Raw genomic sequence first — 15784 nt, forward strand, 5'->3', positions numbered from 1 at the left:
TCGCACCCGATTTGAATATCAAATTTCTATGAAATTTCTTCCTAATTAATAGAAGGTTAATTAAAATCGTATTATGTAACCATTTGACTTTCCTTGCTCATAACGTAATTGATAATTATCGGTAGGTAAATCTCAACTTCTTCTCCTTCCTCAACTTGATGATACATCTCGATAAAATACGATTTCTGTGTTGGGTAATATCCTTGTTCTTTAGACCATTTTTGTAACGAAGTGTAAAGATCGGATACAACTGTCATACTCCCTCTTGTTGAAACATATTCACCTGATATTTCTATATACTCCATGCCAGCTGGCACTTCATCTATCTTATCCTTCACTAGGACCCCAACAAAATAATGTCCTTCTTTATGATCCTCACCTTTTTTCGGTTCGAAAAGCGAAACCTCTACTCCTAAGTGGTTCTTTATTTCATCAATTCTACTCATGAATCTTTGTGCATTTATTGGCACCTCACTTCCGAAGTTGCTGTAAAGACCTTTGTTCTTTATCCCCACTACTTGAAACACTTTGTTTATTCTTCTATTCATAATCTATTAACCGCCTCTTAAAAAATGTATATATAATTCTTCATTTCATCTTGCATTATTTAAGGTGTAATCATGTGTAACTTTTTATATTTCGGGCTTAACTCACTCCATACATCAAACAAATTTCCATTGGGATCTTGAAATACAAAGTTCCTTCCAGCATGACCTCTGTTTTCTATTTTTCCAACATTGATTTCTTGTTTAATAAATTCACGATGCATGTTCTCTAACGCTTTAATCCCATTTACTTCAAACGTTAACGAGAAACGTTCTTCTCCGTTAAAATCCTTAAAGTTAGAGGTTTGTCCCTGGTGTGACCTTACTAAAAAAATGCTTTGATCTGCAAGGTTAAGAATCGCCTTATCTTCATCTAGATAACTTAATTCTGCACCTAGTTTATTGACATACCAATCTTTGGAGTTATTAATGTCTGTAACTGGAATATAGGTTGTACCCACTCTTTGTAATTTTTCTTTCATTTTTATATACCTCTCTATATTATTAGCTTTATTTGATCGTATCTAGCAGCTCTACCTTAAGGTTATTCGAGTCTTCCCACGACTGAAAGATCTCGATGTGCCATGTATTTTTTAGCCTTTTATAACTGTTGTCCTCAGCCCATTGATGTAGTTCATCATATGCTTCAAATATTTGTTGATTTGATCCTTGGAAGTTTGCTGCAGCATACCTTTGACATGGAATTGTTATCGTTACCATATCTTTTGGAATATCTTCAAACTTCTCCACTTCCACACAGACCCAATACCCGTCTTCTTCTTCTTTTTTTGAGTCAACGAAAAAAGCTCCAAACTGAATTTCTTTGTTCAACAGGTGTTTAATCTCTATCAACCTATTGTCCAAGGATTTTGCGACTTTAGAAATCTCGTTTTTGTATTCGTCGTTTGCACACAACACTCTAAATCCAACAAGCTTGAGTTCTCTAACTTCTTTTACAGATAAGTTCTGTATCAACTGAACCTTCATATTATTATTCCTCCTTAGTTAATTGACCCATTTCTCTGCATAGTAGTTCTTCATAAAGTTATGAAGCGTCTCTAAACACTTCACACCTTCTGTCTCAGCATCTTTTGCTTTGCTTAAGAGGTGAACTGCAATACTTGCATTCTCTTCTTTTGATGGATCACCACCGTGTGGAAAAGGAAACAACTCACGAAGTTCAACAAGCGAATCGACTACTATAACGTAATGTTTTAGTGCATCGGACGCCAACTTTCTGACACCTCGCTCTACTATGTTCGTACCGTCCCATTTGATTGTAAGATCGTGCAAGAACTTCATCGCAAACTCCCTTGCATCAGATACAACAAGAGCATTAAACGCGTTACCGTGTGGGTCGGCATTTCGTTTTTCCAACACATTAATCCATGCATCATACGCTTTTAATCCTATAATGTACTTACCTTCTAAAACATGCTGCCACTCTCTGCCATGGGCATGATCAATAATTGTATCTAGACACATCCGAAGCATCTCGTATTTAGAGTGAGGAAGGCTCTCACCAATTGTGGTTGTATATAGAACACCGTTTACATCTGCAAAATTTTCATAAGTGACTTCTCCGTCTTTTGAACAATCTTTAGCATAAAATACTTTTTTATCGTCGTCATACCCATAGATTAACCCGAACTCTGGTATGAACATATCGAATACAATAGCCGGTATCCCTCTATCTACAGATTCTTGAATTAATTCGATGGTTTCTTCTAATTTTTTCGGCTGCACCGGTGCTAGTGAGTCTGCAAGGTTGCTCGTAAAGCCTAAGTTACATAAGTTCTTTCGTAAGATGTATCCTCCTGGTATTGCAGTCGGTCCAGCTACGTTGATTTCTTTTGGATCGATGTTAATGCGAAAAGCATGACCCGTGATCCCCATGATATCTACAAGACTCAGATGTTTCTTATCCGTGTATTTGATTGCTCCATGAAGCGCGGCTGCTGCTGAAGTCTTCGTTCTTAACCAACACTCTTCTTTGTTTTTATCCTTGCGTTCCAACGTTTATTCCTCCTAAATATCCGGCTTCAACAAGACCTTTCGTTTACAAACTCCTCGCTTTTTTTTTCTCTGAACGTACTGAAGAATCGTGATACGAAGTCTTTCTTTTTGTACTTTTACCCTAGAGCGTGAGATGGTATTATACACATTTGCTTTGGTCGTATCGAAAAGCTTAGCAATTTCAAGTGGTGGAAGATCTTCAAAGAAGTATGCTTCAAAGAAAGCTTTTTCACGTTTGGTCAAACACTTCAATAAGCTACAAATCCCCTCTACAACGCTTAACCGCATCAAATGTTCTTCGGGGTTATCCTCTTGTGATCTTTTAGTAGCGGAAGAAGAAATAAAATATAAGATCTGATCAATATCTCCCCAGTCTATCGAGGACGGTGAGAGCTTACTTTCTCTTCCTGCAGCTAGGGAACTTATTGAGCTTTCCATACGATAGCTGGCATTTCGTACTTTCATGTAAGCTTGATTGCGTACGATCTGTTTAAGCCAAGGAGTAAACCTATTCGTGTCTATAAGTGTTCCGATTTTAATAAAAGCTCGGTACAACGCTTCTTGGACGATGTCTTCTGCTAAAAAGGTATCCTTAGTGACAGAAAAAGCCCAACCATGAGCCTTTGCCCGATGCAACCTCACTAGTTCATTAAAAGCTTCTTGATTCCCCTTTCTGGCCTGGTGGACCAACTTTTCTTTTTTCATCTCTTGGATTCTAGACTCAGATTCCTCATTTTGCATATTATTTAAGGCTTGCTCACTTCCATCAGTGAGAATAACATTCATAAAAAATAGACTCCTTTCAACACCTCCACTACTAGAGATGCATTTGGAAACAAAAATCTATCAAAAATTTTTAAATTTTTTTCTTTCTTTCACTCTTTAGTAAAAGCTGAGATTTCTTATTGGATACATTTGCTTAATATAAGTGATTTTTCATGTTACAAACTTCGACAAAAAAATGGAAATACATTTTTTAAAATAGATAAGATACTTTTTTTTGTTAAAAAAAATGCATTTCTTATTAAAGAAATGCTCCCTTTCGTAATATAAGGTTAGCCAGAATTTCTGGTTGCCTTTTTTGCGGTAGTGATTTTCTGAAATTCCTTTGGTGACGATCCCGCGTTTACAGAAATAATACTTTCCTTAATATGCTCTTCTAACCAATATAGTAGGTAATTTTCCAAAATATAATGTCCCTTTTCTATTAAACTAGGTGACAGATTTTAAAGAGAAGAATTTCAAATATAAATTCCGACATACAAAGTGCCCCCAATTGCATAGTAAGTTATTATAAGAGGCTGCTGGCATATCTCTTCATTGTGATATTAGTATTATTTTTAACAGGTTAATTTTTTACTCAACTCAGAATTATAGTATAAAAAACATGGGACAAATCATTTGTAAAATTATAAAATTTTACCGTAATAGTATTTTTTTATAATTTTTCAAAGGGGAAAAGAAGGATGAAAATAAAAAGTTTGTTTGGCAGTCTACTCGCAGCATCTATTATCGTTTCACCAGTAAACCAGATTACAGCGCATGCAGAGGAAGGAGAATACGCTGATCCTTGGTTTAAGTATTCTTCTGTAGACTTAAATGGTCACTGGGCAGAGAATGATATGAACGACATGATTCAAGCGAATATTATGAAGGGAGTAAGAGGTTCTGACACTCTTTTATATGCCATGCCAAATAAAAGCATAACAAGAGCTGAATTTACTGCCCTTATCGTTCGTGCTCTTGAATTAAAGACGGATCAGCAAGGGAAATCATTTACAGACACAACTAAACACTGGGCAAAGAATGACATTAACACAGCGAGTGCTTTAGGAATTGTCTCAGGAAAATCAGATACAGAATTTAAACCTGATTTAAAAATTACACGTGCAGAAATAGCTGCTATTCTTGCTCGTGCATTTGATCCAACTGTTACTTTTGAAAACGGTACTCCAAAAGAATTTGAAGATTTAAAACCTGGTTACTGGGCTTATAATGATGTTCGCAAAGTGAGCGGCGTTAATATCATTAAAGGAATCACAGCTACAACGGTTGCTCCTGATAAGTTAGCTTCTCGCGCTGAAGCTACTGCAATGTTAAAACGTGCATTGTGGTTAGAAGACGTTGATTTATATTTAGAGGGCTCGGTTATTAAGAATGAAACTGACATTATTAATGCAATGAATAGTAAGGATACAAATGCATTATTTACTATGAATGATAAAGCAAGGTATAGTTTGGCTCACGAATATTCAAAGATGGAAGCAGAGATATTAGAAGAAATTTTTGCAAGCGGAGACCTTGTATCTGCAGAAATCGTATCTCAACCACAAGAAATTAGCTCAACGATGTCCACACGTTTCGCTAAAATGGATGTTCAAAACCTTCTTGTTGAGTACAACTCTACTTTCACTGATCCTGACACAGGTGAAACGTATGAAGACACAACTACAGAAGATAAATCCGGTACTTACTATTTTATAAAGCGTAATGGAGAATGGAAAGTGTATTCTTCTGATTGGTTAAAGGAATATATTGAATTTGAGGAATACGAAGAAGAATAATGTTTCTAGGAAGCTCCTAGAATTTTAAAACTTCAACTGCAAACGCATTGCTAAATATGAATATAATTTATGAGACTTATTCCGCAATCGCACCCCGTTCGTAATATAAGGTTAGCCAGAATTCTGGTTGACCTTTTTTGGTCTTTTTATTACGATAGCTGGGTTAGAACATAGCACCCGTGGGACTGATTCCGTCAACAACAGATCACTCCCTACTAGTAAAACGTTTCAGGCTGGTCTGTTCACTGAAATAAGAAACCTACTTATTTATGAGGATGTTATTATTTTAAAAAAACCTGACTAATGTTCTAGTACATTGTCAGGTTTTTATATATTAGAAGGAATAATTAATATTCATTCCTACTATAATCCAGCACTTCAATTGTATTAACCACTTTGTCTAACTGCTCTTCTAGTTTTAGAACTTCTTCTAATACTTTTTTGAGTTCATCAGCAACCGGATTTTCATGTTTTTCTTCTGATAGGTTAACGGATACCAGATTCGTTTCACTTTCAAGGGTATACTCTAGAGATTGCATAACCGAAAACAGTTTCGTATGTATTCCACGCTTTATTTCTTGTACTAGTAATCTATTAGACAACTCTACTTCTTCTTCTCGATAAAGAGCATTCAATGTCTTGAAAGCCTCATTACTGTTTTCATAATGAAACGGGTTATCTTCTTCAAGCTCCTCATAATTCTTTCTATACCAATACACATAAAGATGTTTATTATAAGCAGCAAAGATTTCATGGAATAGATTGGTTGCTACTAAATCAGGTATCTCTTCCTCACCGGTCCATCCATAAGTTTGAATTTGTTCTTTACACTTGCTATCAATAATACTTTTTAAGACCTTACGTAGATTTTTTGGTGACGATTCAGCGTTTAATGAACTAATACTCTCCTTAATATGTTCTTCTAACCAATCAATTAAATCATCAAAGGTCTCTATATCAGCTAAATATAGCCCATAACCCATTTTCACTTTCACTCATTTCGTTTTACATATATTTTACCATGAAAGAACATACTTTTTAGTTACATAAAAAGAAGCCTTGTTGATGAAAAACAAAAGAGAGGATCTTAAACGAATAAGAACCTCTCAAAATGGGAGGAATGCATGGCATCCCATGTGATTATTTTCTAAAAAAAACTAAGTTATAAAAAAACTCTGTAGAGAGTTCTCTCCACAGAGTTTTATATCCTACTTAAAATAATTATTGAGCAGAGATAGTAATTCCGCTTAAGTTTAATTGTAGGTTTGTAGTTCCAATTACTTCACCATCAGCATTTTTAGAAACTACAGTGTAATTGATAACATTATTAGGATTTTTAGCCCAAACTGAACCTGTTTTTGTTCCAAATGAAGTTGCAATCTTTAGGTATCCGTTAGTAGCGTCAATCCAAGTTGTATCTGTTCCTTCAACAGCAGTCCAAGCATACTCACCATTTTTATATAGGTCAACACTTGCAGCAGATGTAGGAATTACTACATATTGAACCATATCAGCTTGAGCAGTTTCTGCTTGAGCTTGAGTCATAGTTCCTGCAATATTTAACCCAGCTGTAGTAGCTGTAGCTGTTAACATATCTAATGGAGCATTTCCAACTTCAGCAGTTGAATCTGCAACTAATAATCCAGATGGAGTATCAGAAGCTTTTGAGAAAACAGTTAAGTCATAAGCGCTGTCAACATCAACTTCCAAGTCAGTTGCTTTATTACGAAGTAAGTCTTCAACTTCACCTGAAATTGTTACTGTTGGAGTAGCAATTGTATCTGCTCTTTCTAATTCTTTAACTTCTAATGTTACAACTGAACCAGTTACATCAGAAACTGATTTCACTTCATATCCTTCTACTGCGAAATCTGAATCTTGAATAGATGCGAAGTAAAGAGCTTCAGAGAATGTTACTTTAACGTGATCAACTTCAGCATCACCATCAGCATCTATTACTGCAGCAGAAACAGCATCTGGAGCAAACTTGTCACCAACAGGTTCAGTAGTTAGAACTACTGGCACGTTGTATGCATTTTTAGCGTCAACAGTACCTGTTGTAGATACAGTTACACTAGTAACAGCAGTATTAATATCTCCAGCAGTTGTTAATGTAATAACTGATTTTCCATCTACAACTTCGTTAGAAATTGCATTTACTGCAGAAGCAGTACCATTAATACTTACTGTGAAGTCGTCAGCTTTTGCATTTGTAACTAACTCATCAAAGTAAAGTTTCACTGTATTCTTGCCAGTTGCTACAGCTTCATCAAATAATGGAGCAGTTGCACCAGCTGGAACTAATACGTTAGTAGAAGCAGCTAAGATTGGATTACCAGCAGCATCTTTCACACGTAAAACTTGAATTGTTGCACCAGCAGGAGTCATTTGTGCTCCAGATTCAACATCTGTGAAGTCAAGAATAGCTGCTTTATTTCCATCAACAGCAGTTACTTTTACCTTGCTGTTAAGAGCACCATTAGCAAATAGGTAATTAACTTTGTTTTCAATAGAGTCTTTATCCATTACTTCGCTAAATACGATTTTAACTTTCTTCGTTGATAGAAGTTGAGCTTGAGTTCCAAGAGTAGTGTCATCTACGTCTGAAATCTCAGGAGCTACAATGTCATCAACAGCAACAGCAGTTGAGTATTCAACTAGTTTGTTTTGAGCGATTGATTTGTCTTTTACATTTTTAACAGTTAGTGTATAAGATCCGCCGTTCAAAGCAGGAGTAGGAATCGAGTAAGTATTTTCAGACTTAGTAATCGTTCCAGAAAGTGTAACTGCTTTACCAGCTGCATCTTTAAGTGAATAGTTTGAAAGTACATCGGCACCTGTAACATCTTCGCTGTAAGTTACTTCAATAGCAGTGTTTCCATCAGCTTCAACTTTAGTAACAACTGGTGCTGTTGTATCAACAGTTACAGAACCACTAAATGTTGTTTCAGCTAATTTGTTACCCCAAAGGTCAGCAATTTGCGTTCCTTTTTCATCAGTGTAATCAAGATATAATTTGAATGCACCCTCTGGAAGTGGGTTAGCAAATTCAAGAGTAAGTTCCTTACCATTCAAAGATTTAGTTGCTTTATAAGCATCTACACCTTTGTAAGTGTGGAAGAAGTTTACATTAGCATTTGAGATACCAGTGATATCTTCGTCAAATGATAGAACAATTTTGTTAGGTGATGCAGATTTAACAGTTGCTACTGGAGCTGTAGAATCTTTACCAAAAGTAAATTCTTTTGTAACTTCTTCTACTTTAAATCCTGCATAATCAGAACCATTCTTTATTGTTAACTTATGAGCTCCATCAGCAGGTTGAGCTCCAAGTGTTAATGTAACTGTATCAGTACCAGCAACAAAGCTAGAAGATACAATTGCAAGTGTTCCATCGTTTAGAGAGAAAGAAGGAGCAACTTCTAAAATCTCAGAAAACTTAACTTTTAGAGTTTTAGGTCCCGCCACTTCAATTTCTTCTACTGTAGGAGCAACAGTATCAAGGAATTTTACAGCTTTAGTTGTTTTAGCAATTACTACTCCGTTATCAGCTTTAACACCGTTGATAGTAAGATCAGCAGATTGCTGTTGTGCAGCGTGCTCATCATTATCGTTGATAGTCAGCCATACAGATTTACCATCAGCAACTGCGTCAGTAACAGTAAGTCCGCTACCTGAAGCAAAGCTGTAGTTTCCTAATGTTTCAGCAGAATCAGCATCCACTGCAGTGTTGAATTCTACTTTAACAGTTTTAAGGTTAATCGCACTTACAGATGTAACTTCTGGAGTTGCTGGAGCTTCGTATTCAAACTCAGTTCCTTCTACAACTTCACCGTTTACTGCTAGGCTTAATTCAACACCTGCAGGAAGTTCAGGAGAGATCTCGCTAAGAACTAGAGTAGTAGTATCAGCACTTGCAGCAGCTTCTGCAGCTTTAACTGTTACTTTACCTACTTCGTGAACATCGTCGCCAGCTACTACAGTAAGTTCATATCCAGCTGCGATTAGAGCGTCAACTTCTTCTTGAGTGTAAGTACCTTCAAGAGTTACTTCAACAGAAGTAGCATCAACAGCTTTTACAGATTCAACTGTTGGAAGTGGCATTGGTTGCCCTTCTTCAAGTGCTTTGTCTGCTTTTTGGATGAATGCAGCCATTTCAGCACGAGATACAGTATCACCAGGAGCGAAAAGCTCATCAGTTTTTCCGTTTGTAATTCCCCATGCAACTAGAGTTGCGATGTCGTTTTCGAACATGTTTCCTTCGATATCAGTGAAAGTGTGTTCAACTACACCTTCAACTTCAAATCCGTATGCACGAACGATTAGAGCAGCCATTTCACCACGAGTGATTTTGCGATCTGGAGAGAACATGTCATTTCCAGTGCTACCCATGATGTCGTTTGCATCTACAGCTGCTACTGCATTGTGGTACCAAGCTCCTGATTTAACATCAGAGAAGTCTGCTTCAAGACTAGTATCATAAAGATCAAATCTGTTTGCGAAGATTCCTGCTGCTTCAGCACGAGTAAGAGGCTTCATTGGTTCGAAACCTTTATTAGTACCGTTCATGTAACCATTTTCAGTTACGTAGTTTACTGCACCTTCATACCAAGATCCAGGTTTTACATCATCAAAACTTGCTGCACCAGCAACTGGAGCTACTACTGAAGCAACTACTGCTGCAGATAGGCCTGTTGCCATAAATTTACGATAAGACTTAGACGCCATTTCGTTATTTCCTCCCTTAATATGTAACTAGTAATATATGATTTAACTAAACTATGGGTCCCAGGGCCCATAGTTTAGTAAATACCAAATTATTCAAAACATAACAATAAATAGTATATTTGTGAGTATTAAGTCTGTCAACAAAAATATCCAACACTACTAATATATTATTGTTTTCCCAACTTTACTCACAAGTGGCAAGTTTTACCTTGTTACAACCATTTTACAATATATTTCATTTTTTGCAATCATTTTTATACAAAAAATTCTAATTAATAGTATTTATTGTAAGTTATGGGCGAACGTTGGAAGCTATTACCCTAGCCATAAGTAATATCGACAGCTTTTTAGTAATGTTTAGCAAAAAAGTAAAAATAAATATATTACAATATTTTCTTGTTATTTTACAAAAGCTAATAATCTATTTGTCATATCTGTTACATAACTGTAACCTACCAAAGTCCCAAATTGTGATAGACTAACTTTTGTAGAAAAAAATAGAAAATTCACTAAATACTAGTTTAAATAGTCACAATATGGGGAAAGGTAGTGTTTTTAGTGGTTAAAAAGTTGGGGGCTTGGATCTTATCTCTTTTAACAGTACTCACACTTCTTCCAGGACAAGTTAATGCGGGAGAACGCGAGAACTTAGTAACAACAGCAAAAAAGTACATAGGTATTAAGTACACTTATGGCGGTACTTCGCCATCCACAGGTTTTGATTGTTCAGGATTTACTTCATATGTATATAAACAGCACGGTTTATCTCTTCCAAGAACAACAAGTGATCAATATAATGGAGGAACAAGCGTAAAGAAAGCTGATTTAGAAACTGGTGACTTGGTTTTTTTTACTACATATAAAGCAGGTGCATCACACACTGGTATATATGTAGGAAGCGGAAAGTTCATCCACGCTTCTTCATCTAAAGGGATTACAATTTCTTCTATAGATGATCCTTACTACTGGGGCTCCCGTTACCTAGGAGCTCGCCGTTATCTAGCTGAAGAAGAAAAAGTTGCTACACTCGCAGTTTTACCTAAAGGACAATATCATGATGTTCCTGCTGGACATTGGGCATATTCACCGATTACAAACCTTAGCAAACAAGGTGTTATGAACGGTTACGAATACAGCCAGTTCAAACCGACACAATCTGTAACACGAGCAGAAGCAGCTGCAATGGTTGCTAACGCATTAGATATCGACGCTCCATCTAACTATAGTAACTTTAAAGATGTTTCTACTTCCTACTGGGCAGTTGGATCGATCAACGCAGTAAAAGAAGCTGGCATCATCGCCGGTTACCCGGATGGCACATTTAAGCCAAACAAAGAAATGACACGTGAAGAAATCGCAGCATTGATTGAAAAGACGTTTGTTTTAACGAATAAAGGTACTGAAAAATCCTTTGCTGATGTTAAAGAAGGCTACTGGGCGTACGATTCTATACAACGATTAAGCGAAAACAACATTGCATCTGGTTTCACGGACAATACTTACCGACCATTGAACGAAACATCACGTGCTGAGTTCTCCGCTTTCCTTTATAGAGCCATTACAACGTTAGCCGTAAAATAAGACGATATCAGTTTGGAAAAAGTTTCGATTTAATTGTAAATAATTTGTAAATAAAAAAGTTGCTCTCCTAATTCAAGGAGAACAGCTTTTTTAGTTTGATTCTTCGATGGTTCTGGACAGGAATACTGCCATTTCTGCCCGGGTTACTGGGGCGTTAGGTTTGAATGTTCCATCTGTGTATCCATTTGCGATGGATACTGAGGCAAATCTTTGAATTGCGTCGAATGCGTAGAACGCGTTTGTAACATCTGTGAAAGCTTTAGTTGTTGATTGTTGGTTTTTCAATGTAAAGGCTCGATCTAGTAATGCAATGACTTCACCGCGTGAAATGGTTTGGGTTGGTTTGAAAGTACCATCAGGGAATCCAGTGGCGAGTTTTTGTTCTGTCATGGTTGCTATGTACCCTGAGGCAAAATAGCTTTTTGTTACATCTGGGAACGAAGTGTTTCTTGGTGTACCATCCAGTTTTAATGCACGGCCGATCATGGAGATCGCTTCACCCCGCGTAATCTGTTTTTCCGGATGGAACTTACCATCTGGAAGACCACCAACTGCGTTTCGTGCATTCAGATCATAAACATATTTGCTATACCATATTGAAGCTGGCACATCAGGAAAGAGTAGATACACTTTTGTTTCTATTAAACTCTTGCTTGATTCATTCCCCGCTTCATCTACAGCTGAGACTTCATATCTATAGAATCCAGGTTTTAATGTTTCAGTTAACTGAAAACCGTATATTAAATTTTTCACTTTTTCACCGTTACGATAGACGTTATATCCTGTAATAGGTGAACGATCCTGAGAGGGTGTCCAACTTAAGTTTATCTTTCCGCCAGTCGCAATTTTATAGGACAGGTTTTCCGGTGCTGTTGGAGGTGTTGTATCCGGCATTTCTGGTGCTTGAATCAGACCGAAGCCAAAATTCACATCACGCCCAGCAGCTCCTAGATCTTTTGCTTGATTTTGTATCATTGTTCTTAGTTCAGCTGTTGTTTTGTTTGGATATGCTTCTTTATACAGTGCATAAATGGCCGTTACATAAGGTGTTGCCATCGATGTTCCTGTGTGTGTTTCATAGGTATTGTTCATAAAACTGCTGTAAATGTCTACTCCTGGCGCCACTATTTCAAGTTCGGGACCTGATCCTGAAAACTTTGGATGTTTATTATATTTGTCTACTGCTCCGACAGCAATAACGCTCTCATATTTAGCGGGATAATAGACAGATTGATCTTCACTAAATGTATTGTTTGTATGGTTTCCAGATGCTGCAATAATATATAATCCCTTTTTGTATGCTTCATCAACAGCAAGTTTAAGTGCATATGAGCTTTCTTTTCCTGCAAGACTAAGGTTAACAATATGTAGACCTTGCTGCGTCGCCCATTCGATACCATCAATAATTTGCGAATATTGGCCAAGACCATCATCGTCGAGCACTTTGATGCTGTATAATTGAACGTTTGGAGCTAATCCTTTGATGCCCACTTGGTTATCTTGAGCTGCAATAATTCCTGCTACATGTGTCCCATGCCCATTATCATCATTATAAGAAGGTGTATTGGGAACAAATGAAATGCCTCCTGATACTCTGAGATCTTCATGACCTGTATCAATCCCTGTATCTAAGATTCCCACTTTAATGCCGTTTCCTGTATAGTAGCTTTCTTGTCCAAGTTCCTCAGGTTTTGGATAGTTTAATTTATAGATGTTCGAATCTATTAATTGCTCTTCCATTCCAATTTGTTTGTCTTGTTCAATGAACTTAATAGATGGATATATAGCAAGTTGTTGTGCAGAAGCCTCTGTCATTGAAACAGATAAAGCATGTATACTCTGTAGTCTGGAGTTTATTGTTCCACCAAGCTGTTGGATAAGATTTTCATCAGGCTGTGAATGAAACCCAACTATATAAGATTGTAAAGCAGGTTTTGTTTCGTGGTTATCTGGTGAATCAGCGTATGTATGTTGATGAGGTAATGAAGCTGTTAATAAAGAAACAGAAAGTAAAAAGACCCCTAACTTTGATGAGAAATTGAGCATATGTATCCCCCTAGAGAAGTAAATGAAAGAAATATGATAATTGTTTGGGGACTGACCCCTATTTCTTACTATCGGGCTTGGATGAGAACAAATCAATAGCTTTATTTGTGAAGTTTTGTCGAAGGTGAATATAAAGAGAAAGTCCATCTGGACAGGACGTACATCATCCTGTCCAGATGGACTTAACACTACTATTTTATTTATTCTGCAAGTACTGGAAGTAATCTTTAATACCCAGGTGAATCTGGTACGCTGCTTTTTTGCGCCATGTATCAGATGCTAGTTTTGCAGAATCATCCTTGTGGTCAATAAATCCTAGTTCTACTAATGTACTTGCCATATTTCTCTGATTCTTAATGACATAGAAATTCGCTTCTTTTACACCGCGATCTTTCATATCTAACTCAGGAATCAGCATACGGTTCTGAATGTATGTGGCTAATTTTTTATTGTAAGCACTCATGTTGTTATCTTCATTATAGTACGTTTCAGTTCCATGAGCTGTTCCGTTGAACGAGTTTGTGTGGATGGAAACAAAGGCTTGTCCACCTGCAAGGTTTGCAATGGATACTCGTTTTTCTAACTCGTGGAAGATATCTGTTTCACGCGTCATGACTACTTTTGCACCCGCTTTTTCTAAATAATCACGAAGGTGCTTGGCTGTAATTAGCGTAATATCTTTTTCCTTCAACCCAAATCCGCTTGCCCCTGGATCATGATCCCCGTGTCCAGCATCGACAACAACAATTTTACCTTTTAATGGATTCGATGGGTCAGAAGGAACTGTTATTGATGGGTATTTTAAATATGCTCCATGTACATACCCTTTTAAGTTATTCGCACTGACATATGCCCAGCCGTTTGATAGTTTGCTATAAACATCAACGTTCGTACCATATGCATATGCACCAATACGAGTTGCACTTGCATCAGGCGCTGTTCTTACATTTAAGAAATCTGCAACAACCTGTGCTTGTGCGATCGGCTCCGGTTCTGCCGGTTTCCCGCGAAAATCTGGATTTAAAGCACGAGCAAGCATTAATGCGAAGTCTGCACGCATGATATAATCTTTAGGTCCAAACTTACCGCCAGGATAACCGCCTACAACACCTGCGGTTGCCAGTTTATTAATCGGTACAAAAGATGGTGACGTTACAGGAACGTCTGTAAATGTAATTCCGCTTGTTTCCGGAAAAGACCAGGCTCTCGTAAGAATCGAAGCCATTTGTTCGCGTGTAAGCTTATCGTTTACACCATAATACCCATTACCATAACCCGCCAGGATTTTTTCGTTGCTCATATCCTGTATGTAACCTGAAGCAAAGTGCCCTTTTGGAACATCTAAATATTCCGTATCCCGGTAGCCCCCCTGTAATTCAAGAGCACGTCCGATCATCGAAGCCGCTTCTGACCTTGTCACACGATTATCAGGCTTGAACGTTCCATCGGTATATCCGCCTAAAATTTTCTTATTGGCCAAATACATGATCTCATCGTAAGCTCGATGAGTAGTTGGCACATCAGGAAATGATGAGGCAGAAACCGAACCTGGCGATGAGAAGCAAAGAGCAGTCACAAGCAATAAAAGACAAGTGACGACAGCTTTCCTGCTAATCATCCAAATTCCCCCTAATTTGTAATATATTTATAGTTTACCAGTACCTGCCAAAGGGGTATATAAATAGTTTGTACTAATTTTGAATTATTTTACAGAAATATAGTGGTTTATGATGTTTTATGTATATTTTTGGCGGACTTAACTATATTCAAAAAGTATATCGGTCAGATTTTGTCTATTTTTAGTGAGATATGAAAATAAACTAAAATTTATTTAATTAATTCTGCTTGCATGACGGGAACTATGATACTTTCCCCATTTTTATTTACGTAAGTAGTATTGTTATGGATCGTCCCGTATACTTGAACAACATCCCCTTTATACTGGCTAACAGGTCCCGGAAACTCTACCACAAGAATATTTTCTGCATTCACATCATTGGAGCCGCTCATCACGTTCAACTCCAAATACGTGTAAGATTCCGTTGGTGAAATCGTTTGGATCGCACCAGAAAATGTTGCATTTACACCTAAATAGTTTTCAAGGTTTTCTTGAACAGTAGTATAGTTTAATGCTTGGGCATTGCTTTGCAACGGTTCAGGTGTCGCAAATGAATATTCCATTGCCACGTCATTTTCTTCAATCAGTTTCTGTCTATCATCTTCTAGCGCTTGGTAGTTTTTTTCGATGTTTTTGGCGATCTCCTGATTTTCTTTCTCATCGTACACATTTCCATATCGTTGATC

12 protein-coding genes are annotated in these 15784 nt (G+C 37.2%); 2 read left to right on the forward strand and 10 right to left on the reverse strand.

Features of this window, described 5'->3' with window-relative positions; genetic code table 11:
* Nucleotides 1–71: 71 nt before the first annotated feature.
* From ABE41_RS17295 to ABE41_RS17315, 5 genes are read right to left on the reverse strand one after another with little or no spacing between them, the layout of a single operon-like run.
* Nucleotides 72–548, reverse strand: coding sequence for a GyrI-like domain-containing protein (locus ABE41_RS17295; protein WP_066293058.1), 477 nt, complete (start codon nt 546–548; stop codon nt 72–74).
* Between the two features lie 59 nt (nt 549–607).
* Entirely contained in the window at nt 608–1027 is a 420-nt protein-coding gene (locus tag ABE41_RS17300) for a VOC family protein (RefSeq protein WP_066293061.1), read from the reverse strand.
* Between the two features lie 28 nt (nt 1028–1055).
* Nucleotides 1056–1532, reverse strand: a complete 477-nt coding sequence (locus tag ABE41_RS17305) for a GyrI-like domain-containing protein (protein WP_083207860.1) — start codon at nt 1530–1532, stop codon at nt 1056–1058.
* 18 nt (nt 1533–1550) lie between these two features.
* Complete coding sequence (locus ABE41_RS17310; RefSeq protein ID WP_066293062.1) at nt 1551–2561, reverse strand: hypothetical protein; 1011 nt, start codon at nt 2559–2561, stop codon at nt 1551–1553.
* A 12-nt stretch (nt 2562–2573) separates the two neighbouring features.
* Nucleotides 2574–3347 carry an RNA polymerase sigma factor gene (locus ABE41_RS17315; protein WP_066293064.1) on the reverse strand — a complete coding sequence of 258 codons (774 nt, stop codon included), beginning with the start codon at nt 3345–3347 and terminating at the stop codon, nt 2574–2576.
* Between the two features lie 680 nt (nt 3348–4027).
* On the opposite strand from ABE41_RS17315, the gene ABE41_RS17320 reads away from it, so the two are divergent.
* Entirely contained in the window at nt 4028–5125 is a 1098-nt protein-coding gene (locus ABE41_RS17320) for an S-layer homology domain-containing protein (protein ID WP_066293067.1), read from the forward strand.
* 347 nt (nt 5126–5472) lie between these two features.
* Here the strand turns inward: ABE41_RS17320 and ABE41_RS17325 are convergent, their stop codons facing one another.
* Both ABE41_RS17325 and ABE41_RS17330 read right to left on the reverse strand, forming a co-directional pair.
* Nucleotides 5473–6108, reverse strand: coding sequence for a hypothetical protein (locus ABE41_RS17325; protein ID WP_066293069.1), 636 nt, complete (start codon nt 6106–6108; stop codon nt 5473–5475).
* A 238-nt stretch (nt 6109–6346) separates the two neighbouring features.
* Entirely contained in the window at nt 6347–9853 is a 3507-nt protein-coding gene (locus tag ABE41_RS17330) for an S-layer homology domain-containing protein (RefSeq protein WP_066293075.1), read from the reverse strand.
* A gap of 558 nt (nt 9854–10411) precedes the next feature.
* Here ABE41_RS17330 and ABE41_RS17335 point away from each other — a divergent pair.
* Nucleotides 10412–11434, forward strand: a complete 1023-nt coding sequence (locus tag ABE41_RS17335) for a C40 family peptidase (RefSeq protein WP_066294951.1) — start codon at nt 10412–10414, stop codon at nt 11432–11434.
* Nucleotides 11435–11524: 90 nt separating this feature from the next.
* On the opposite strand, the gene ABE41_RS17340 is transcribed toward ABE41_RS17335, so the two are convergent.
* The 3 genes from ABE41_RS17340 to ABE41_RS17350 form a co-directional block, all read right to left on the reverse strand.
* Complete coding sequence (locus ABE41_RS17340; protein WP_066293078.1) at nt 11525–13480, reverse strand: S8 family peptidase; 1956 nt, start codon at nt 13478–13480, stop codon at nt 11525–11527.
* Nucleotides 13481–13676: 196 nt separating this feature from the next.
* Nucleotides 13677–15098 carry an N-acetylmuramoyl-L-alanine amidase gene (locus ABE41_RS17345; RefSeq protein WP_066293079.1) on the reverse strand — a complete coding sequence of 474 codons (1422 nt, stop codon included), beginning with the start codon at nt 15096–15098 and terminating at the stop codon, nt 13677–13679.
* A gap of 209 nt (nt 15099–15307) precedes the next feature.
* Complete coding sequence (locus tag ABE41_RS17350; protein WP_066293085.1) at nt 15308–15766, reverse strand: hypothetical protein; 459 nt, start codon at nt 15764–15766, stop codon at nt 15308–15310.
* Between the last annotated feature and the right edge of the window lie 18 nt (nt 15767–15784).

Source organism: Fictibacillus arsenicus (assembly GCF_001642935.1).
GTDB classification, from domain to species: Bacteria; Bacillota; Bacilli; order Bacillales; family Fictibacillaceae; genus Fictibacillus; species Fictibacillus arsenicus_B.